We start from the raw sequence: 19,533 nt of genomic DNA, 5'->3' as shown, positions 1-19,533 counted from the left end.
CACCGCGAATATCCGCAGTATGCAAGTGACACTGCTCATCCGCCCGCTGCGGCGAATCCACGAATTTGCCGGTCTGCCGACTGCAACAGCTCGAAAGCCCGATAACGGTTCCTGTGTAGCGTCTCGATCGTGCCGCCTGCAGGCGAGAAGACTGTCGAGAGGCTCGACATTGCTTTCATCGCCTCCAGCAGCGAAACATAGCGTCCGGCGGAAACGGCTCCCAGCATCGCCGCGCCAAGCAATACCGGCTCCTCGGTATTGGCGATCGCCACCGGGGTGTTCGTCGTATCGGCCAGAAGCTGCCGCACGAGATTGCTTTGCGCGGCGCCGCCGCTCGCAACGATCGTACCAATGTCGATGCCGTCTTTTGACAGCGTCTCCAAAAGCTGCCTGAGGCCATAGCCGATACCGCAGAGACCGGCGACATAGAGCGAAATCAGGTCGGCGATTTCGACCTCAAGTCCAACGCCCGCGATCACCGCGCGGGCATCGGGATCGGCATGGGGTGACCGGTTTCCGAGGAATTCCGGAACCACATGGACAGACTTTGCAAGCTCGACGGCACGCGTCAGGTCAGGGCACAATTCGGTCGCTTGACGGTCAAGCCACGCAACCAGCGAAAGGCTTTCCATTTCCGCCTTGGCGCGCGCCTCGGCAGATGCGGGATGCATCGTAACCAGATGGTCGATCGCCGCTCCCGCTGCCGACTGGCCGCCTTCGGTCAGCCAGAGCCCCGGTATCATTGCCGAGTAATATGGTCCCCATACGCCCCCGACAAAGACGGGATTGTCGCTCGAAGCCATCGAGCAGGCCGATGTGCCGAAGACATAGGCAAGTCTGTTTTGCACTTTCGATTGGCCATCTGCGCCGTCCCCTCCGAGCGTGCCGACGCCGCCCGCATGGGCATCGATCAGCGCCGCTCCGACGGAGGTTCCGATCGGCAATCCTAGATCCAAGGCTGCGATCTCTGTCAGCCCGCTTGCCAGCGCCGCGCCAGGCTCGACGATATCCGTACCGAGTCTCGAAAAGCCTTCGGCTGCCAGCTCTGCCAGGCCGATAGCCTTGAAATAGTCCGCATCCCAACGCTTCTCATGGGCAAGATAGGTCCACTTACAGGTAACGGTGCAGACCGATCGGCTGAGCGAGCCCGTCGCACGCCAGGTCAGATAGTCCGCGAGGTCGAAGAAGTGATCGGCAGCGGCAAAGGATTGCGGCAGATTGCGCTTCAGCCAGAGAAGCTTCGGGGTTTCCATCTCCGGCGAGATAGTGCCTCCAACGTAACGAAGAACCCCGTGATTGCCGCTGTTGATTTCGGCCGCTTCGCCGGCGGCGCGATGGTCCATCCAGACGATGATGTTGCGATCCGGATCGCCAGACGGCCCGACGGCAACCGGCACGCCGTCAGCCTTGACGACGACGAGAGAGCAGGTCGCGTCGAAACCCAGCCCGGCGACGGCCGTGGCCTGGATTCCGGCCGAGGCGACGGCTTCCTTGACGCTGTCGCAAACCGCTCGCCATATCTGTTCGCTGGATTGCTCGACAATGCCGCCGGCCTCATGCCAGATCTTGATCGGGCGTTTTGCCGAAGCTAGGAGATTGCCGTTCTCCGCGAAGACACCCGCCCGGGCGCTGCCTGTACCGACGTCGACACCGACAAAATATTGCGTCATCTTCAGAGGTCCGTGCTGTTCGGAAGGATGACGAGATCGCGGATCGTGACATTGCGCGGCCTGGACAGCATGAACAACACCGCCTCTGCCACCTCCGTCGCTTCCATCAGTCCGCCCGCCGCGATCGTTTCATCAAGCTTTGCTTTCGGCCAGTCGCTGATCAGGGCCGTCACCACCGGGCCGGGAGCAACTGCACCCACACGAATACCATGTTTGGCGACTTGCCTTCGCACTGTATGAACGAAGGCCTGCACCGCATGCTTGGAGGCCGTATAGATCGGCTCCCAGACGACGGGAACCAGGCCGGCGATGGAACTGGTCATGATGATATCGCCGGTTTTCCTTTCGACCATGTGCGGCAATACTGCCTGGACCGATCTGAAGGCCGCGTTGACGTTCAGGTTCAGCATCCGGTCCCAGGCGTCGGGATCCCCATCGACCACCTCGCCGCCGATATAGGAGCCGGCATTGGCATGAAAGATATCGAGCTTTCCGAACCTCTCCAATATCTGCGGCATCATGGTCGCGACGCTGGCGGGATTGGTGAGGTCGATGACCAGAGGAAAAGCCTCCGGACCAAGCTCGGAACATATGTTCTTCAGGGACTCCTCGGCCCTGTCGACGAGGGCAACGCTGACGCCCTCTTGCAATAGCGATTTAGCGCATTCAAGGCCGATCCCCGAGGCTGCCCCGGTGATCGCCGCGACCTTTCCAGAAAGTTCCTGTCTCATATCAATCCTTACCTTGGTCGTTGTATCAGGCCCGGCCGTGGGAGACTCTCGACCGGCGCGCCAGCGAGTCGACGATGACGGCAATGGCGAGGACAGCACCGGTGATCATGTAGCGAAGGGCCGAGGACAGATCGAGCATCGTCAGCCCGCTTGCGATCGACTGGATGACGATGATGCCGAGCAGCGCCGAATATGCGCTACCGCGGCCGCCGAAGAGGCTCGTTCCGCCGATGACGGCAGCGGCGATCGCATTCAGGTTGACATCGCCCGTACCGGCCTGCTGGCTTGCCGAAGCCAGCCGCGCCGCCGCGAGCACGCCGCCGAGCGCCGCAAACATCGCGCAGAGAACGAAGGCGCTCGTATAGATGAACCGGACATTGATGCCCGCGCGCCGCGCCGCCTCACGATTGCCGCCGACAGCCGCCATTGATCGGCCCCATTGGGTCCGCGTCAGCGCATAATTCATGATGATGGCGAGCGCTACGAAGAGCGCGAACATCCACGGGATGCCACGGTCCTGATTGAGGTAGAAGGCGACGAATTCGAGCGCGACGGTGATCGCGACAGCACGCACCACTAGGCCGCCGATGGAACGAGAGGAGAGATTGGCCTCGCGGCGGCGCAGAGCCGCACGATAACCCGAAACCAGCATCACGATGCCGGGAAGCAACGCGAAGACATAAGCGAGCGGACGCGGGATGACCATGAGCTGGCCGAAGTTCACGATCGCCGACCCATAGGGCAGGTTGATCGAACCCGTGGCGCCAAGCAGGTAGAGCTGCATGCCGAGCACCGCTAGCAGGCCCGCCAAGGTCGAAACGAAGCTCGGCATTCCCAGGCGATTGAAAAGCAGGGCATAGAGCGAACCGATTAACCCACCGACGAGAAGTGCGGCGATAACGGCAATAGCTACCGGCCAGCCCTCGTTGACCCAGAGCATGCCGACCATGGCGGAAGCAAAGCCGCTGATCGAGCCGACAGATAGATCGATCTCCCCCACCATCAAAACGCAGACAATTCCGAGCGAGATGACGCCGACCGTCGATGCATCGAACAGGAGGTTCGCAAGGTTGTTGCTCGAAAGGAACGTCGGATTGAGGGTGCCGAAGACAGTCCAGATGATGATGAGACCAACGACCACCGGCAGCGAGCCGAGATCGCCCGAGCGCACCTTGTCGATCGACGCGCGGATCGTGCCACTAAGACCTGCTTCGTGTTTGACACGAATATCGCTGCGGTCGAGGAGCGTTCCCGCCTGTTTGATGTCGCTGGTCATATCTGACCCTCCTGCCCTATTTGCCGCTGTGCCTGACGGCGGCCGGCGCGGCGCGAAACGGCATTTTCCGTGGCGCCGGTAATCGCGCTGACCAGTTCCTGGTTCGATGCGTCAGGGTAGAAAATTCCGTTGTTCCGGCCGAGCCGCAACACGACGATGCGATCCGCCACGGCCCGAACGTCTTCCATGTTGTGGCTGATCATGACCACCCCCAGGCCTCGATCGCGGACGCGCTCGATGAGGTTCAGAACCTCGGCCGTCTGGGCGACCCCGAGGGCTGCCGTCGGCTCATCGAGCAGGATGAGTTTCGGCTCCAGAAGCAGCGAACGGGCGATCGCCACCGTCTGGCGTTGCCCGCCGGAGAGCGATGCGATCGGAATACGGACACTTGGGATGCGGGCCGAAAGTTCGTTCAGCAGCGTCCAGGCACGGACCTCCATCGCGGTCTCGTCCAGTCGCAGCGGACTGAGTTCCCGCCCGAGGAAGATATTGGCGACGACATCCAGATTTTCACAGAGCGCCAGATCCTGGAAGACGGTGGCAATGCCCAGATGCAGGGCGGTGCTGGGGTCGCTCAGCGTCACCTTGGAACCGCGAAAGGTGATCGTGCCGGCACTCGGCTGGTGGACGCCGGCGAGAATCTTGACGAGCGTCGACTTGCCGGCACCGTTGTCGCCCACGAGAGCGACGACTTCGCCCGCATGCACATCCAGATCGATATCGGTCAGCGCCGACACCGCGCCGAAATGTTTGGAGATGCCTCGCAGGCTGAGCACCAACTCGCCTGCCGCGGCTGTCTGGTCGGAAGCGTCAGTCATATGTCGCGAGCCTTTCTATATGAACGGAACAGGATGAGTTCCCGGTCCTCCGGCCGCCCGTAAGCGGCCGGAGGAATTGGCGGGAGGATATGATCACTTCGCGATACCGAGCTTCTTGCAGCCTTCCGCATAGCGATCTCCGCAGAGCTGCTCCGCAGTCTGGATCGGCTTGTCGTTGACCTGCTTGTCGATGATCTCTGACTTCAGGTTCTCCGCGGTAACGAGTGCAGGCACGAAGAGTTGCGTCGGCGTGTCGAAGAGTTTCGTATCGGCCTTCGGCGTTTCGCCCGACAGCAACTGAATTGCGACATTCGCCGCTGCCGCGGCAACGATCTCGCTCGGCTTGGAGATCGTGTTGTACTGGTCGCCGGCGATGATGAGCTGCAGGCCTGCGATCGTCGCGTCATTGCCGGTAACCGGCGGCACGGGATCGACGCCGGCGGCCTTGAAAGCGGCAACAGCCGCGCCGCCGGTGCCGTCATTGGCTGCGACAACACCCAGGATCTTCTTGCCGAAGCGGGTGATCTGGCCGCTTGCCCATTGCTGTGCCTTCGGCGGCGCCCATTCCGGGGTGTCGAACTCGGCAAGCACCGGATAGCCGCCTTCAGCAAGACCGGCATGGATGCCCTTCTTGATCAGGCCTGCCGCCGCATCGGTCGGCGAACCGTTGATTTCCAGAAGGCCGCCATCACCAGCTTTCACGTTTTTCGCCTTCAGATGATCGACCAGCGATTTGGCGATCATCTTGCCGATTTCCTCGTTGTTGAAGGAAACATAATAGTCGGCCACCGCCGATGGGATCGGACGGTCATAGGCAATGACCTTTACGCCCTGGCTCTGCGCCATCTTGACGAGAGACGCTGCCGCCGTCGAGTCGACCGGATCGAGCACGATTGCCTTCGCGCCCTGAGAAATCGCGGAGTTGAACTGCTGCTGTTGACGCGAAGCGTCGCCGTTTGCATTCTGATAGATGACCTTGCAGCCGGCGCAGAGCTTCTTCATCTCTGCCTGGAAACCCGGATAGTCATGCTCCTCGTAGCGCGTCGAGCTCTGATCGGGCATCAGGAAAGCGACCGTCGCGTCCGTCACTTTCGCGGACTGGGCAAATGCGGACGTGCCGCTCAGAAGACCGATGGCGAGTGTTGCAACGCCTGCAAGTTTCAATGCGAATTGGGTCATTGGAATTCCTCCGCTCCAAATGATAGTTGTGTCGATGAAGCCTCGGCTCATGTCTTGAGCGCGATGCTTATGAGCTGATTTCCGGGCAAAGGTTCCCCTTCGGGTCATTCGCATGACCCGGTCCTCCTTGCCCCGATTGTCTGGTCTCTCCTCCCGGTCCTCCTTGTTTTACGCGGCCTCCACCGCTCTTACGTTCTGCGCCAGCAATGTTCTGAAGCGCGAGGGCGCCATGCCCTTCTGATCCAGAAAACGACGATTGAAGTTCGAGATATTGTTGAAACCCGCGGCAAAGCAGATGTCGGTTATCGACATTTCGGCTTTGCTCATCAGCAGGTGGCAGGCGAAGTTGATCCGCAGCCGATTGACGTATTGAACGAGCGCCATGCCGGTATGCCGGCGGAAGCTGCGGGAAAACGAACTCGGGCTCTGGCCGGTCAACTCGGCAAGATCAGCTTCGCTGAACGGCTCCGTCAGATGCGTGTTGATATAGGCCAACGCATGGTTGACCCCGGCCGACATGAATCCAGAAGGATCGGGATGATAACGCGTGCTGGCGAGAGTGCTGGCATTCTGGGCGCTGCTCAATGCATTGAGCACATTCATGAAAAGTTCGATGCGACGAATTCCCTTCGCTTCGACCAATTCACCGAGGATCGGCCCGACAACCGCTGCCGTTTCCGGCGCAAACAGCACGCCACGGCGGCTCATCTCCAGAATGTCGATACATCCGGAAAGCTCGGGAAAAACCCTGTTTGCGTCAGCAAAAAAGGATTCGGAGAACTGAAGGACCCGGCAGCGCAGTGGCAGGCATGTGCCCGGAGGTACATCGCTCACCCAGTTGTGCGGCAGGTTCGGCCCTGTGAGCACGAGATTTCCCGGCTCGAATTCCCCGATGAAATCGCCCACGAAATATTGCCCCGTCGTTGCGACGACATGGTGGATTTCATATTCGGGATGGAAGTGCCAGCGGACCGTGCGATAGGGATAGCCATGTTCCCATGCCTTGAAGGACTCGGCGCTGCCGATCGCGACCACTTCCAAATCTGGATTCATGTCGTCCTCCTGCCTGCACTCGGCTGGGCTTATTCCCCGCCGGCACCTCCTCCCAGAGGCCATTGTTTCTTTTCCGACAATGGGACTTTACGCGCGGATATCCATGGCCGCTACTACGCCATCGACGCAAGACTGATACTTTTTTGACAATTCTTCGGCGTTTTGTTGGCCGATCGCATAGTAGCAGAGATCGGCCCTCCGCAATGGATAGTTGCTTATCCGCGGTGATGGACACAGCTTTGGAGGCACCGATGAGACCAGCTTGGGCGCTAAGCCGGACCTGCGGAATAGGCGCACTTCTCGCGCCAGCCGACAGGCGTCATGTCGGTGACACGGCGGAATTCGCGGTTGAAATTCGATTTCGTCAGGAAACCGGCTTCCAGCATGATCTCGGTTACCGATCGCTCGGTTTCGGCCAGCAGGCGGCATGCCTCGGCGATGCGATAATCGTTGACATATTGCGAGACGTTCTTGGCCATGCTCCGGTTGATGGCGGCCGAAATGCGCCGCGACGGTATCCCTGCCTTACGGGCCAGACGCTCAAGATTGAGATTGGCGTCGCGGTAGAGCTTTTTCTCCTGCATCAGCTCATGGATTTTGGCGATCGTATCCTTGTCTTCGGCGAGGTCATATGGAGGCGCGGCCTCCAAGCTTTCGGTGGGCGTGGAGTTGCGGCTGGCCGCGGCTGCCGCAGTGCCGAGCATGAAGAGGCCGAGAAGATTGGCGATGCTGATAATCATGCCGGCATGCGCGCCACGGGTCGATTCGAAATCGAACAGTACCAGTGCGTCGACGATTGCTGAGAAACACAATGCGCCAGCGGCAAAGACGAGCGCGCGATGGGCCGGCTGCGCCGCTTCGAAGGGCGCAAGGCGCAGCACGTCGGGACCGGACCGGACGAGCCAGAGCAGTGCGAGGGCGTAGGCCACGTAAATCAGGATCATGGCGATATCGATAGCCTCCGGCCAGACGACGACCAGCAAGGCGATGACAACAGCAGGAAAGCCATAGAATATCAAAAGAGCGGGCCAGCGGCGGCGGCTGTCCGCACCCAACCTGCGAACACCGGCATAAACAAGGGGCGGCATGATCGTTGCCAAGGCGAGCGTCAGATGGCCGACCTGCTGCAAGCCATAGCCCCAGCGCAGCCCAACGAAAACCGACTGCAAGGCACAAGCCAGAAGCAGGACGAGGAAAGGGCGGTTTGCCGCCAGCTCGTCATCACGCCGCACCACTGTCAGAAACAGCAGAAGAAGCATGAAGGCGACGACGAACGGCAGCGGCACGAACAGCATGAGACCCTTCCCCGGGGCAACCCTATTTGCGGCCACTATGGCCTGACTCGCGGCTCCCGGCGATCCAGATCGCGATTTGAGACGTGCTGAATCATGATCGAGGTCGCCCCAGACGCTTTAGCGGCGGAGAGTGACGCCATAAACGTCTGGAGACCCCCTCATGAATTCTGACGCGAATATCGCAACTCGGCTTCGGTCGCTATCGATCGAGCGCGTTGAGCCGCCTCCCCGCGCCTCACGCCCCACCGGCCGATTAGGGATGCTCGGTATGATACTGGCAGGCACGGCCGCAACATTCGCGGCCGTCTATTTCACCCCCGTGCCATCCGATGCGCCTTGGAAACCTTTCGCGACGAGAATTGTCACCGAGCCGGCAAAAGGGACCGAAACGTCCTCACAAAGCAAAGCTCCCACCGCCCAGGAGCAAACTGCAAAACCCCTGCCCCAAACGATTGTCGGGTCCGGCTATGTCGTTGCCGGGCGGATGATCACCCTGCGGCCGGAGATAGGCGGCAGAGTGGTCGACCTGCCGCTGGATGTCGGCGATCATTTTCTGGCGGGACAGGTCATTGCCCGTCTGGATAAGACGACGGATGAGATTGAGCTGAGGATTGCCAAATCCCAGGCCGCTGCCGCCGTCGCAGCGGCACGCCGCGTCGAGGTTTCGCTGGAGCAGGCCCGCAAAACCCTCGAACGCACTAAGCTCCTTCTCGAGCGCGGTGTCGTCGCGACCAGCAGCCTCGATGCCGATAGCCTGGCGGTCGTGCAATTGACCAGCGATCTCGACTCTGCGCGGCAGGCAGCCGAGACCGCGCGACTGCAGGTGGAGAAGCAGGAAAGAACCCTGTCGCTCCATCAGATTGTCGCGCCTTTCGACGGGGTGGTCGTCACACGGCTGGTTGGCCTCGGCGATATGGTTGCCTCGGGAACGGATGGCGGCGGACCGCGAGACGGGATCGCAATCCTTCTCGACCCGAACTCCCTGACCGTCGATGCCGACATCGCGCAGTCCAATGCCGCACGGATACAGCCCGGCCAGACGGCGGTGGCCATTCTCGACGCCTTTCCAGACCGGCCATTCAAAATGCGGGTGCGGACCATCGTACCAGCGGCCTCGCTGCAGAAGGGCACCGTGACCGCTCGGCTGGAATTCCTGACGCCACCCTCCCGGGTGCTGCCCAACATGGCCGCAAAGGTCACTTTGGACGCTCCGGACCTTCAAACAAACTTGGACGAAAGAGGATTTTGAGATGGATGAGAGCGCATCGACGCCGGAAGACGGCAGCATTTCGATCAACAATGTGCGCAAGGACTACCGTATCGGAAAGAACACCGTGACGATCTTTTCGGATTTGACCATGACGATCCGAGGAGGCGATTTCGTGGCGATCGTCGGCCCTTCCGGCTCAGGCAAATCCACGCTTCTGAACCTCATCGGCGGTATCGATCGCCCCGATGCCGGCGACATCAATTTCGGCCATGCGCGCATCAGCCGAATGAACGAAAGCGCCCTGACAAAGTGGCGAGGCGCCAATATCGGCTTCGTATTTCAGTTCTATAATCTGATGCCGATGCTGACGGCGGAGCAGAATATCGAGCTTCCGCTGCTGCTGACGAGTCTGACCGGACGCCAGCGTCGCGAGCGGGTCGAGACGATCCTCTCCCTCGTCGGCCTCACCGACAGGCGCAAGCATCTACCGTCGGAGCTTTCAGGCGGCCAACAGCAGCGGGTGGGGATCGCCAGGGCGCTGGCAAGCGATCCGAAACTGCTGCTTTGCGACGAGCCGACCGGCGATCTCGATCGCGAGTCCGCTGAAGACGTGCTCGCCATGCTGCGCATTCTCAACTCGGAGCTCGGCAAGACCATCGTCATGGTCACCCATGACGATGCGGCGGCGCGCTCCGCCAGACGTGTTCTGCGCCTGGACAAAGGCTACTTTGTCGAACGCGAGGCTGTGTGATCATCATGAGCCGCTTCACTCTCATTCGCCGGACCATGGCACGCAAACCGATGCGCAGCGCCCTGCTGATCGCCAGCATCGCCATCGCCTTCTTCATCCACCTCATCCTGACGAGTTTCGAACACGGCTTCCTAGGTGGTGAGGTAGATTCGGAGCGTCTGATCGTGACCAACAAGGTTGGCGACACGCTTCCTCTCCCGATCAGCTATTACGACAAGATCCTGGCCCTGCCCGATGTCGCTGCGGCAACCTACATGGCGCGCAGCCGCGCGACCTACCGGACACCGGCGAGTTTTCTGGGCCTGACGGCGGCGGAGCCCGGCACCTTCGCCGGCTTCATCGGCGATCAATACGATATCCCCGCCGATGCTCTCAGCCGCTTCGCCCAAATCCGGAACGGCGCGATCGCCGGACGGAGCATCGCAACACAAGAGGGTTGGGTGCTCGGGCAGAAGATCACGCTGAATACCTCCAGCTTCTTCAAGCCGGACGGCAGTTCGGACTTCGATTTCGAAATCGTCGGCATATTGGATGGTAAGCAATCCGCCGACACTCATTTCGTGGTGGCGCGGTATGACTACGTCAATTCCGAGCGCGGTACCGACCGCGACACCGTCAGCAGCTTCGGCATCGTGCCGAAGAACGGTGTCCGCGCCGACGACGTCATCAAAGCCGTCGACACCCTCTTTGCCAACTCCGCTTACGAGACACGGACGAGGACGGAAGCCGAGTTCATGCGGGCCTTTATCGCACAGTTTGCCGATATCGCGACCATCGTGCGTCTGGTGATCGGCGTGGCGTTCGTGACCATCCTGATGATCGTCGCCAACACCATGTTCTTCGCCATCCGCGAACGAACACGGGAGATCGGCGTGCTGAAGGTCCTCGGCTTTTCGCGGCGCTTCATCCTCGGCAATATTCTGGCTGAGACCTTCGCCCTGTTTGCGGTAGGCCTGAGCTTCGGCCTCGGTTTTGCCTTTACGGCTGTCATGTTTCTGCGCGAGCCGCTGCGCACGATCGTGCCGGATCTCGTGCTCACCCCCGCGATCATTCTCGAAGCAACCGGCCTCGCCGTCCTGCTGGCGCTCGCAACGGGTGTCGCGCCAGCCTTCAATGCCATTCGAGTGCCGCCCAACGCCGCTTTAAGAGAAAGATGAGACGATGAGCACAATCATCAATCAATCCATGGCCTTGACCATATCCAATCTGAAATCGCTTCGCCGCCGGATATGGATTTCCCTTTCCCTGGTCTTTTCCGTTGCGATGGTCGTTGCGGTTCTGCTCGGCTTCCTGGCGATGTCGAACGGCTTTCGGACTTCCCTGCTGCAAGCTGGCTCCAAGGATATCGTCATTGCTCTGGGAAAAGGGGCGGCGACGGAGCTCGGCAGCCGGATCGAACCGTCCCAGCTTCATTATCTCGACGGCGCTGCCGGTATCGCGACCGATGCCATAGGAGCTTCAGTGATGTCGCCGGAAATGGTCGTCCCGGTGGATGTGCCGCAGAAGACCGGCGGGTTGCTTTCAACACTCTCCTTGCGCGGCATCGGTCCGTTCGGGCTCAGCCTGCGCCCGAATGTCAGGATCGTTGATGGCCGTATGTTTAATCCCGGCGCCAGCGAGATCATCGTCGGGCGTCGGCTGAGCCTTGACTACAAGGGATTGGCGCTTGGCGAACGGCTCACGCTCGGCACATCGAAATGGACCGTCGTCGGTATTTTCGACGCCGGCGGCTCCGTCTTCGAATCCGAAATGCTGGCGGATATCGGCGTGGTGCAGACGTTGTTCAACCGGCCCAATCTGGTTGAGAGCGTCAGGATCAAGCTCACCGCGCAGGAAGCCTTGCCGGCACTACAATCCATGGCGGCAGATACGCTGCAGATCGGGCTAACTCTGCGGTCGGAACAGGATTATTTCGCAGCGCTCGCAGAACGCACGTCGAAGCTGATCCTCCTTCTCGGCTGGCCGCTGGCGGTGATCATGGCCGCGGGCGCGGTGGTCGGTGCGATGACGACCATGTTCAGCTCCGTGTCGGATCGCAGCACCGAGATTGCCACCGTCCGCACAATCGGCTTCAGCCGGCGGGCTGCCTTTGCCGGCACTTGGATCGAGGCAATGATCCTGACCTGCTTCGGATGCCTCATCGGCGTCGGCTTTTCTTATGCCGTCCTCAACGGCTGGACCGCCTCAACGATGAGCGCCGATCATACGCAGATCGGGTTTCAACTGGTCCTGTCTCCCGCCCTGGTAACGAAGGCCGTTTGGCTGTCCTTGATCATCGGCGCCGTCGGCGGCGCATTGCCGGCGGTAGCTGCGACGCGCATTCCGCTGCGGCTGGTGATGAGCGGGCGAACGGAGATTGGCTGAGGACGGACGTGGCGAACGCTATCTCTTTGCTTTCGCCCGCCTAAGCTTTCGGTCAGCCACCAGAAGAAGGCCCTTGAGTTCCGGTTCGCGCACGCGGTTCGCAGCCTCGATGAAGGAGACCCATGCGTTGCGGCGTTGGCCTCTTTCCGGAAAATCCTCGTAGATTTTTTCGACTTCGAGCAAATGCAGTTGCACAATGCAGGGAACGCGGTTGCCGTCGGCGAGCTGCTTCAGATAGGTGAAATAGCCGAAAGGTTTCTTCTTGATCTTGCCGCGAACGCCGGCTTCCTCGAAAGCCTCGATCGCGGCCACCTCATGCGGCTTTTTCCCTTTTATCGGCCAGCCCTTCGGAATAACCCAGCGCCCGCTTTCACGGCTGGTGACGAGAAGCACTTCCGATATACCAAGCTCCTCATTTCTCCGGTAACAGATCGCAGCACATTGCTCATATACGGGGCCGTTAAACAGCTCATCCGCATGGGAGGCGAGATCGGAAAGAAATCTGTCCGTTCCTCTCGAGGATTTTGTCTGCCCTGAGGTCAAAGGTGCCATGTCGTCAGCCACCCCTGATCGAGTTGCGCCACACGAGATCGGCATGAAGACGGATGGCATGTACCCGTCCTTCAGGCTTCGCCGCCTCCTTGCTCTCCAGCCACGCGACCGCCTCCCGCGCCATCGTGGCAAGCGGCTGAGCAAAGGTCGTCAGTTGGTAGGATGCCCAGGAGGCCTGCTCGATATCGTCGAAACCGGCGACGCAGAGCTGGTCGGGAACGGAAATGCGAAACTGGTGGCGGGCGGCATCTATGAAGCCGCAGGCAAGCAGATCGGTCGCGCAGAAGACGGCATCCGGGCGCTCGTGAAGGGTTAGGAGCCTCTGCGCAAGGACCCTGCCGCTCTCATAGCTTGTCCACCCGTAGCGCTCGACGACGACCTCCAGACCATGCGCCCTGGCCGCAGCGACGAAGCCGTGCTCCCTTGCCATGAGGCTTGGTGTGCCGGCCTCCGAATTGGCAAAGGCGAGCCTGCGGCAGCCGGCACGAAGGAAGGCGGTAACGACGCGGGCAGCAGCCTCTTCGTCGTCGAGATTGATCCGCAAGGGCCCGTCCTGCTCGTCATCGCGATTGATCAACACCAATCGCTGGCCACTCTTCAGACAGAGCTGCGTGATCGACTTATCGGGCATCCCAGAGATGATGATCGAGGCATCGGCGCGGTAGCGGATCGCCTGGCGCAGCGCCAGGTCGACACTGCCGTCCAGCAGATCGGTGTTGACGAGCATGGCAATCTTGCCGCTGTGCTGCAGTTCCTGCGTCAGCGCCTTGATCAGGCCGGAGCGATGTGGGGTGGCCATGTCGGACACGATCAGGCAGACGATACCGCTTTCGTTGCGCATCAGCCCGCGGGCGAGATGATTGACGTGATAGCCGAGTGCGTCGGCGGCCTCGAGCACTTTCCGACGCGTCTCCGGCGATACGCTCGCCCCTGGCGTGAACGTGCGCGAAACGGCCGAGCGGGACACCCCCGCGCAGTCCGCGACTTCTTGTGCGCTCACGAACACTTTCTGCGACACGCTTCTCTCCAGCCGGCATGCGGCTTTGCTCGGTTTTGCAATTGCGTGCATCATCCTGTGAGCCGATGTCGTGACAGTTTTATGAAGAAAGCTGTTGATGGGTGCCGTAAGGTCATGCGGCATTTGCACGCGTTTGCAAGATAAACGAATGCCAAGATGGGGGTGCGTGCTTTGCGGCAAAAGCAATGTGATCAATTATAGTCTTCAGTTCCGCCATGCTCGCTGATCAGCGGCACGAAAATCACGGCGCCGAGATTTTGGGTGGTAAAATTATCCGGGCCTTTCCGCACAATTTTCAGAAGCGTCTGCCTGCTCTCTTCCGGCCCTACGGGGATGACCAGCCGGCCGCCTACGGTCAATTGTTCTTTCAGGGCCTGGGGCACCTCCGGCGCGGCGGCTGAAACAAGGATGGCGTCGAAGGGGGCGGCCTTCGGCCACCCCTTTGAACCGTCTCCGCAACGCAAATCGATATTGTCATAGCCAAGACGCTGTAGTCGTTCGGTCGCTCCGGCCGCAAGCGAGGCATGGCGCTCCACGGCAAACACATGAGCCGCCATGCGGCTGAGGATAGCGGTCGCATAGCCAAGCCCCGCGCCGATTTCGAGAACCGTGTCGCTGGACTTGACTTCGGCTGCCTCGATCATCAGCGCAACCATGTAGGGCTGAGAGATCGTCTGCCCCTTGCCGATCGGCAGCGGACAGTCGTTATAAGCAAACATCTCGAAGCCCTTTTCGACGAAGTTTTCCCGTGGAATCAGGCGCATGGCATTCAGCAGCGCCGGGTCGCGAATGCCGCGCCCGGCGATCTGTTTTTCCACCATATGAAGACGCCCGTGCATGGCCGGCTGTCTCCACTCCCGCACAAGCCGCCGTTCACGCCGTCTGGCTATGCTCGCCACCATGGCGGGAAATGCCGCTCAGCGCTTGGCCGGCACTACCGTTGCTTTGCGACAGGGCGATATCGCCGAGCGAGAGGATACCGACCAGCCGTTTGCTGTGATCCAGCACCGGCAAGCGACGGACCTTGATGTTGCCCATGTTCCGGCAGACCTCGTCGATCTCCTGATCATCGAAGCAATATTTGACTTCCGATGTCATCACATCGCGGACCTTCGCGTCCGGCCCCTTGCCATTGGCGATGCCGCGAATGGCGATATCGCGATCGGTGATCATGCCGACTAGGCGGTCATGGTCGCCGACAGGCAGGACACCGGCGTCGAGATCCGCCATCGTCCGTGCAGCCTGCAGGATCGTTTCGTCAGGATTGGTAATGCGCACGTCGTGCGTCATGGCGTCTCGAACTTTCATTGGTTCCTCCATGAGCGGACGCTTCGTCCGGCCTTTAGGCACAGGACAATCTCTCCGGCGACCTTAGATCGGGCGGCGCCCGGCACCCCACTGGTCGCGGTGCCCTCCGCTGAGAGCCCGCTACAACAACAGGCGAAGCGCCGATCTGTTCCCGTCCACAGCGCGGATAATCGAAATTACATCGCGAATTCGTCGTCCTCATCGGCAGAAAGCAGATCGACAAGCGTGGCTACCTTGCCGCTCGGCAGAGTCCTGCCCTCGCCGATCAGAGCCTCGTCATTGTTGACCCAGGCCCAAGCCTCCGCAAGCTCGCCCAGAGTTGCGCCGGTCGCGGAGATATCGGCCATCAGAGTCTCATCGACTGGTCCAAGAACGGAGACGATCTCTTTTGCAGTCATGGTCATATGCATTCTCCTGAGGTTTCATAGGCCCGGAATCGCGGCGAGCCCTTTCATCTCCTTGAAGGCGGAACGAAATCCTTTCAGCTTTGTTCCGGCATTCAAGCCGGCCACGAACGTCAGGAGGGTGCGATGCCGAGTACGATGATCGAGCTCATGCCTTTGAATCCCACTTGGATGGATATCGCGATGCGCGTCCTATTGGTCGTCGCTGCCGGCGGGCTGATTGGCCTCAATCGCGAGGCAGGTGGGCACGCCGCCGGATTTCGGACGACGATCCTGGTCGGATTGGCGGCATGCCTGACCATGATTCAGGCCAATTTGCTGCTCCCCATGACGGGCAAAACATTCCAATCATTCGTCTCCATGGACATACTGCGTTTTCCGCTCGGCGTGCTGACGGGCGTCGGCTTTATCGGCGGTGGTGCCATCCTCAAGCGCGGCGATCTGGTAACAGGCGTGACAACAGCGGCAACGCTTTGGATCATGACGGCAATCGGCCTGTGCATTGGCGGCGGGCAACTTGTGGTCGGGTCCGCCGGAGCTATGGTGGCCTTCATCGTGCTCACACTCTTTAAATGGTTCGATGAGCTGATATCGCATAAGCAAAAGGCGCGCGTGGTGATCGAGCTTGCCGACAGCGCCGATATTGCAAAGATCGAAACGGCCTTCGCTCCACTCGGATATTCCTTCTGCTTTGTCGGCAAATCGATAAATGAGGCCGACGGCGCGGCTCATGCCGCCTATCAGGTGCGATGGAAGCATGGGGGTATCAGCGGCGGCGCGCCAAAACTGCTGGCTGATGTCGAAGAGCGCTACAAAGTAGTCTCTTTCGAGATGACGACGACGACTACATGACCATGAAATGCACAAGAATGCTCACGGGGAACATTCTTGACTGGCGATGGTTTGCCCTTCGAACAAAAGGAGGATGCCATGGCCAAAATGAGAGAGATGGAAACCAACGCCACCCCCTCCGCTGACGCCGATATCCGCACCCAGCAGGCGCTCGATCAGGCTGCCGGCGGCTCCGGAGACATCGATGCCCTTGCGCCTGATATGGAGGGGCTGGAAGTGAACTTCACCTACGCGGAGCCGGGCACGGACGACTTTCGGTCGGCAGATACGCCGGATTGTGACAGGCAACGCAAGCAAGCCCTGGATGCTGCCGCCGGCCGGATTGCGGAGGCGGTCAGAGCCTCGCAGCCACGAGAGCACCGCACGATGCGCAATGTTACCATGCTGGCAATCGGCGGCCTCGCTGGCTTTTTGCTGCACGAGGTCCTCAGGAGTCGATAGGCGGCCCGGGGCTGCGAGATGGAACCTTATGGCGTTTTTCATGTTGCATTTCATGAACCCAACGAAGGGAAAGCGTCATGCGACGTCAGCCCAAGACATATGCGTCGTCGACAAAGCCTGAGAAAAACCCGTTCAAGGCGTCCGAATCGCAGTGGCGGCCGGATGCGGAGATCCGTGCAGAAATCCATAGGAAACTGAGCGAAGACCCGCTGCTGGATATCTCCGGCGTCTTCGTCACCGTCAACAATGGCCGCGTTCTCATCGAAGGATCCGTCGAAAACGACGAGGCCAAGCGACGCGTCGAGACCCATTCGCGGCAGGTAAGCGGCATCAGCGGTCACGACAGCAATCTTTGTGTTCGTAGGCCGCGATAGAAAGCGTAGGCAAGCATGCGCGCACTGTTGATCATCATTATCGGATTGATGGTCGCCTCGATCCTCAGCATCCTCGTCATCAAGCCGTTCGTGACCGGAAAGAACCAGGATTCGACTGTCGCTCAGAAGACCATCGAGCAACCGGAACCCAAGCCGTAGAGTTCCCAAAACGGATTATTTGGCTTCCGGCGTCTGCTGTTCCTGCTGGCCCGGGACCTCGCTAGGCGGAATAACCGGCGTCTTGCCGCCACGCGGCGCAGGCTTTTCCATAGCGCTGTCTCCAGTCACAGGCGGCTTCAGCACACCGCCGCAATCCGAAAGTTTATCGTCGTTATCCTGAGGATCAGCCAATGCGGTTTGGTTTTCACCTTGGGTCTGGCTATTGGCGTCGGGAGCCCGGCAGCGTTCGCTGTTCGGCATCTTGAGCTGTTGCGCGGACATGAGTCCCGGCATTGCAACTGTTAGCGCAGCCGCCAGCAGCAGGAACCGTCCAAGCGATCGATGCTTGGCTTCAGACTTAGGTGAAGTTGATGGCGTGGTCGTTGCTCGTACCGGCGATGACACCACGCTCGTGATGTGACCGGCATCGCGATTGCCAACTGTTGCGATCGGAACCGGCCGACAAAGCTTGAAGCTCTCGTCCATGCTGTTCTCCATCGATGAAAGTGCGGGCTGCAGACCGGATGGATTGGAAGCTCGCCTGCCATTTCGTTGGCCATGGAGAGAAAACGGAAAAATCTCCATGTTCTTCAGCACCATCACGTCCGTTTGGCACGGCCTGCAGTGTCAATGGAAAACGTCTGTTGGCGGCCGATGTTCCGGTTTAATTCAGGGTCCAGAAACTGAAAACGGCCTCCCATGAAGGGAGGCCGTTCGCATTTTCCAGAGATGCCGATAGCGTCGTTATTCCGCTGCCTGCAACGCCGGCGGATCGACGTCACTGGTCAATCGCCCAGCCATGGCGGCGGCAAACTTAGTCTGGTCGAGTTCGTTTTCCCAGCGGGCGACGACGATAGTCGCAACGGCATTGCCGACGAAATTCGTCAGGGCGCGGCATTCCGACATGAAGCGATCGATGCCGAGGATGAGCGCCATGCCGGCGATCGGAACCGACGGCACGACGGCAAGGGTAGCGGCCAGCGTGATGAAGCCGGCACCGGTGATACCGGCAGCCCCCTTGGAGCTCAGCATGGCCACGAGCAGCAGCAAGATCTGGTCAGTGAGCGAGAGCGAAGTATCGGTCGCCTGCGCGATGAACAGCGCCGCCAGGGTCATGTAGATGTTGGTGCCATCGAGGTTGAAGGAATAGCCTGTCGGGATAACGAGACCGACGACCGAGCGCTTGCAGCCTGCGCGTTCCATCTTGTTCATCAGGCCGGGAAGTGCTGCTTCCGACGACGAGGTGCCGAGAACGAGCAGCAATTCTTCCTTGATGTAGCGGATCAGCGCCAGGATCGAGAAGCCGTTGTAGCGCGCGACGGCGCCGAGAACGACGAGCACGAACAGCAGCGATGTAGCGTAGAAGGTGCCGATCAGGAAGGCCAGGTTGGCGATCGTGCCGATGCCGTATTTGCCGATGGTGAAAGCCATGGCGCCGAAAGCACCGATGGGCGCGAACTTCATCAACAGGGCGACCATGCGGAAGATCGGCGTGGTCAGTGCCTGCAGGAAGTCCTGTACAGGGCGGCCGCGTTCGCCGACAGCGCCGAGTGCGATACCGAAGACGACCGAGAAGAACAGCACCTGGAGGATGTCCCCCTTGGCGAAGGCGCCGACGATCGTGTCCGGAATGATGTTCATCAGGAAGCCGACCACCGTCGCGTCATGAGCCTGAGCGGCGTAATTGTTGACGGCCTTCGTATCCAGCGTTGCCGGATCGATGTGCATACCAGCGCCGGGCTGTACGACGTTCGAGATGATGAGGCCGACGATCAGTGCCAGCGTCGAGAAGGTCAGGAAGTAGATGAACGCCTTGCCGACGACGCGGCCGAACTTCTTGAGATCCGACATGCCCGCGATGCCGGTGGTGACCGTCAGGAAGATGACCGGCGCGATGACCATGCGGACCAACTTGATGAAGGCATCGCCGAGCGGCTGCAGAGACGCACCGATCTGCGGATAGAAATGTCCAAGCAGGATGCCGGCGGCGATCGCGGCAAGAACCTGCACATAGAGATGCCTGTAAAAGGGAATTTTGCCGTGTGTCTCGGCAGCGACGGGTGCAATCATGATATCCT

22 protein-coding genes are annotated in these 19,533 nt (G+C 60.2%); 8 read left to right on the top strand and 14 right to left on the bottom strand.

Annotated features, from left to right (window positions below; all coding sequences use genetic code 11):
- Window positions 1-35: 35 nt before the first annotated feature.
- The 7 genes from N2601_RS22415 to N2601_RS22385 form a co-directional block, all read right to left on the bottom strand.
- Window positions 36-1,670: an FGGY-family carbohydrate kinase gene (locus N2601_RS22415; RefSeq protein ID WP_260304953.1), complete on the bottom strand. Its 1,635-nt coding sequence runs from the start codon at window positions 1,668-1,670 to the stop codon at window positions 36-38.
- Window positions 1,671-1,672: 2 nt separating this feature from the next.
- Entirely contained in the window at window positions 1,673-2,401 is a 729-nt protein-coding gene (locus N2601_RS22410; RefSeq protein ID WP_104826524.1) for an SDR family oxidoreductase, read from the bottom strand.
- A 25-nt stretch (window positions 2,402-2,426) separates the two neighbouring features.
- Window positions 2,427-3,677 carry a sugar ABC transporter permease gene (locus N2601_RS22405; protein ID WP_260304952.1) on the bottom strand — a complete coding sequence of 417 codons (1,251 nt, stop codon included), beginning with the start codon at window positions 3,675-3,677 and terminating at the stop codon, window positions 2,427-2,429.
- Complete coding sequence (locus tag N2601_RS22400; protein WP_104826522.1) at window positions 3,674-4,495, bottom strand: ATP-binding cassette domain-containing protein; 822 nt, start codon at window positions 4,493-4,495, stop codon at window positions 3,674-3,676. Before N2601_RS22400 ends, N2601_RS22405 begins: the two co-directional genes overlap by 4 nt.
- A 93-nt stretch (window positions 4,496-4,588) precedes the next feature.
- Window positions 4,589-5,674, bottom strand: coding sequence for an ABC transporter substrate-binding protein (locus tag N2601_RS22395; protein ID WP_260304951.1), 1,086 nt, complete (start codon window positions 5,672-5,674; stop codon window positions 4,589-4,591).
- Between the two features lie 168 nt (window positions 5,675-5,842).
- A complete protein-coding gene (locus tag N2601_RS22390) occupies window positions 5,843-6,727 on the bottom strand; it encodes an AraC family transcriptional regulator (RefSeq protein WP_260304950.1) in 885 nt (294 codons plus the stop codon).
- Between the two features lie 269 nt (window positions 6,728-6,996).
- A complete protein-coding gene (locus tag N2601_RS22385) occupies window positions 6,997-8,022 on the bottom strand; it encodes a helix-turn-helix domain-containing protein (RefSeq protein WP_260304949.1) in 1,026 nt (341 codons plus the stop codon).
- 268 nt (window positions 8,023-8,290) lie between these two features.
- On the opposite strand from N2601_RS22385, the gene N2601_RS22380 reads away from it, so the two are divergent.
- Genes N2601_RS22380 through N2601_RS22365 form a run of 4 tightly spaced genes read left to right on the top strand, consistent with a single transcriptional unit; the run spans window position 8,291 to window position 12,347 of the window.
- Window positions 8,291-9,271: an efflux RND transporter periplasmic adaptor subunit gene (locus tag N2601_RS22380; protein ID WP_260304948.1), complete on the top strand. Its 981-nt coding sequence runs from the start codon at window positions 8,291-8,293 to the stop codon at window positions 9,269-9,271.
- A 1-nt stretch (window position 9,272) separates the two neighbouring features.
- Window positions 9,273-9,983 (top strand): ABC transporter ATP-binding protein, encoded by a 711-nt coding sequence (locus N2601_RS22375; RefSeq protein WP_260304947.1) that lies wholly within the window; start codon window positions 9,273-9,275, stop codon window positions 9,981-9,983.
- A 5-nt stretch (window positions 9,984-9,988) separates the two neighbouring features.
- Window positions 9,989-11,140 carry an ABC transporter permease gene (locus N2601_RS22370; protein WP_260304946.1) on the top strand — a complete coding sequence of 384 codons (1,152 nt, stop codon included), beginning with the start codon at window positions 9,989-9,991 and terminating at the stop codon, window positions 11,138-11,140.
- A 4-nt stretch (window positions 11,141-11,144) separates the two neighbouring features.
- A complete protein-coding gene (locus N2601_RS22365) occupies window positions 11,145-12,347 on the top strand; it encodes an ABC transporter permease (protein ID WP_260304945.1) in 1,203 nt (400 codons plus the stop codon).
- An 18-nt stretch (window positions 12,348-12,365) separates the two neighbouring features.
- On the opposite strand, the gene N2601_RS22360 is transcribed toward N2601_RS22365, so the two are convergent.
- From N2601_RS22360 to N2601_RS22340, 5 genes are all read right to left on the bottom strand, one after another.
- Entirely contained in the window at window positions 12,366-12,740 is a 375-nt protein-coding gene (locus N2601_RS22360) for an NUDIX hydrolase (RefSeq protein ID WP_245464172.1), read from the bottom strand.
- Window positions 12,741-12,903: 163 nt separating this feature from the next.
- Window positions 12,904-13,917 carry a LacI family DNA-binding transcriptional regulator gene (locus tag N2601_RS22355; RefSeq protein WP_260304944.1) on the bottom strand — a complete coding sequence of 338 codons (1,014 nt, stop codon included), beginning with the start codon at window positions 13,915-13,917 and terminating at the stop codon, window positions 12,904-12,906.
- A gap of 191 nt (window positions 13,918-14,108) precedes the next feature.
- Window positions 14,109-14,756 (bottom strand): protein-L-isoaspartate(D-aspartate) O-methyltransferase, encoded by a 648-nt coding sequence (locus N2601_RS22350; RefSeq protein ID WP_104826514.1) that lies wholly within the window; start codon window positions 14,754-14,756, stop codon window positions 14,109-14,111.
- A gap of 34 nt (window positions 14,757-14,790) precedes the next feature.
- Window positions 14,791-15,225 carry a CBS domain-containing protein gene (locus N2601_RS22345; protein WP_104826513.1) on the bottom strand — a complete coding sequence of 145 codons (435 nt, stop codon included), beginning with the start codon at window positions 15,223-15,225 and terminating at the stop codon, window positions 14,791-14,793.
- A 176-nt stretch (window positions 15,226-15,401) separates the two neighbouring features.
- Entirely contained in the window at window positions 15,402-15,629 is a 228-nt protein-coding gene (locus N2601_RS22340) for a hypothetical protein (RefSeq protein WP_104826512.1), read from the bottom strand.
- A 126-nt stretch (window positions 15,630-15,755) separates the two neighbouring features.
- On the opposite strand from N2601_RS22340, the gene N2601_RS22335 reads away from it, so the two are divergent.
- From N2601_RS22335 to N2601_RS22320, 4 genes are all read left to right on the top strand, one after another.
- The gene (locus N2601_RS22335; protein WP_104826511.1) at window positions 15,756-16,481 is read left to right on the top strand and encodes an MgtC/SapB family protein; all 726 of its coding nucleotides are present in this window, start codon (window positions 15,756-15,758) and stop codon (window positions 16,479-16,481) included.
- A gap of 78 nt (window positions 16,482-16,559) precedes the next feature.
- Window positions 16,560-16,922, top strand: coding sequence for a hypothetical protein (locus N2601_RS22330; RefSeq protein WP_158704566.1), 363 nt, complete (start codon window positions 16,560-16,562; stop codon window positions 16,920-16,922).
- A gap of 77 nt (window positions 16,923-16,999) precedes the next feature.
- Window positions 17,000-17,296 (top strand): BON domain-containing protein, encoded by a 297-nt coding sequence (locus N2601_RS22325; protein WP_260304943.1) that lies wholly within the window; start codon window positions 17,000-17,002, stop codon window positions 17,294-17,296.
- Window positions 17,297-17,311: 15 nt separating this feature from the next.
- Window positions 17,312-17,455, top strand: coding sequence for a hypothetical protein (locus N2601_RS22320; protein ID WP_199773645.1), 144 nt, complete (start codon window positions 17,312-17,314; stop codon window positions 17,453-17,455).
- Window positions 17,456-17,470: 15 nt separating this feature from the next.
- Here the strand turns inward: N2601_RS22320 and N2601_RS22315 are convergent, their stop codons facing one another.
- Both N2601_RS22315 and N2601_RS22310 read right to left on the bottom strand, forming a co-directional pair.
- Window positions 17,471-18,055 carry a hypothetical protein gene (locus N2601_RS22315; RefSeq protein ID WP_260304942.1) on the bottom strand — a complete coding sequence of 195 codons (585 nt, stop codon included), beginning with the start codon at window positions 18,053-18,055 and terminating at the stop codon, window positions 17,471-17,473.
- 144 nt (window positions 18,056-18,199) lie between these two features.
- Window positions 18,200-19,525 carry a dicarboxylate/amino acid:cation symporter gene (locus N2601_RS22310; protein ID WP_104826506.1) on the bottom strand — a complete coding sequence of 442 codons (1,326 nt, stop codon included), beginning with the start codon at window positions 19,523-19,525 and terminating at the stop codon, window positions 18,200-18,202.
- Window positions 19,526-19,533: the final 8 nt, after the last annotated feature.

It is taken from the genome of Rhizobium sp. CB3060, from assembly GCF_025200735.1.
Classification (GTDB): Bacteria; Pseudomonadota; Alphaproteobacteria; order Rhizobiales; family Rhizobiaceae; genus Rhizobium.
This window is presented reverse-complemented; position numbering and strand designations above follow the sequence as displayed.

Bases quoted from the DNA above. Each gene is read 5' to 3' on its own strand.
- N2601_RS22350 (WP_104826514.1), bottom strand. From the start codon at position 14,756: ATGCACGGGCGTCTTCATATGGTGGAAAAACAGATCGCCGGGCGCGGC.
- N2601_RS22410 (WP_104826524.1), bottom strand. From the start codon at position 2,401: ATGAGACAGGAACTTTCTGGAAAGGTCGCGGCGATCACCGGGGCAGCC.
- N2601_RS22340 (WP_104826512.1), bottom strand. From the start codon at position 15,629: ATGACCATGACTGCAAAAGAGATCGTCTCCGTTCTTGGACCAGTCGAT.
- N2601_RS22380 (WP_260304948.1), top strand. From the start codon at position 8,291: ATGATACTGGCAGGCACGGCCGCAACATTCGCGGCCGTCTATTTCACC.
- N2601_RS22365 (WP_260304945.1), top strand. From the start codon at position 11,145: ATGAGCACAATCATCAATCAATCCATGGCCTTGACCATATCCAATCTG.
- N2601_RS22335 (WP_104826511.1), top strand. From the start codon at position 15,756: ATGCCGAGTACGATGATCGAGCTCATGCCTTTGAATCCCACTTGGATG.
- N2601_RS22310 (WP_104826506.1), bottom strand. From the start codon at position 19,525: ATGATTGCACCCGTCGCTGCCGAGACACACGGCAAAATTCCCTTTTAC.
- N2601_RS22385 (WP_260304949.1), bottom strand. From the start codon at position 8,022: ATGCTGTTCGTGCCGCTGCCGTTCGTCGTCGCCTTCATGCTTCTTCTG.
- N2601_RS22390 (WP_260304950.1), bottom strand. From the start codon at position 6,727: ATGAATCCAGATTTGGAAGTGGTCGCGATCGGCAGCGCCGAGTCCTTC.
- N2601_RS22345 (WP_104826513.1), bottom strand. From the start codon at position 15,225: ATGAAAGTTCGAGACGCCATGACGCACGACGTGCGCATTACCAATCCT.
- N2601_RS22330 (WP_158704566.1), top strand. From the start codon at position 16,560: ATGGCCAAAATGAGAGAGATGGAAACCAACGCCACCCCCTCCGCTGAC.
- N2601_RS22405 (WP_260304952.1), bottom strand. From the start codon at position 3,677: ATGACCAGCGACATCAAACAGGCGGGAACGCTCCTCGACCGCAGCGAT.
- N2601_RS22400 (WP_104826522.1), bottom strand. From the start codon at position 4,495: ATGACTGACGCTTCCGACCAGACAGCCGCGGCAGGCGAGTTGGTGCTC.
- N2601_RS22415 (WP_260304953.1), bottom strand. From the start codon at position 1,670: ATGACGCAATATTTTGTCGGTGTCGACGTCGGTACAGGCAGCGCCCGG.
- N2601_RS22395 (WP_260304951.1), bottom strand. From the start codon at position 5,674: ATGACCCAATTCGCATTGAAACTTGCAGGCGTTGCAACACTCGCCATC.
- N2601_RS22375 (WP_260304947.1), top strand. From the start codon at position 9,273: ATGGATGAGAGCGCATCGACGCCGGAAGACGGCAGCATTTCGATCAAC.
- N2601_RS22315 (WP_260304942.1), bottom strand. From the start codon at position 18,055: ATGGTGCTGAAGAACATGGAGATTTTTCCGTTTTCTCTCCATGGCCAA.
- N2601_RS22370 (WP_260304946.1), top strand. From the start codon at position 9,989: ATGAGCCGCTTCACTCTCATTCGCCGGACCATGGCACGCAAACCGATG.
- N2601_RS22320 (WP_199773645.1), top strand. From the start codon at position 17,312: ATGCGCGCACTGTTGATCATCATTATCGGATTGATGGTCGCCTCGATC.
- N2601_RS22325 (WP_260304943.1), top strand. From the start codon at position 17,000: ATGCGACGTCAGCCCAAGACATATGCGTCGTCGACAAAGCCTGAGAAA.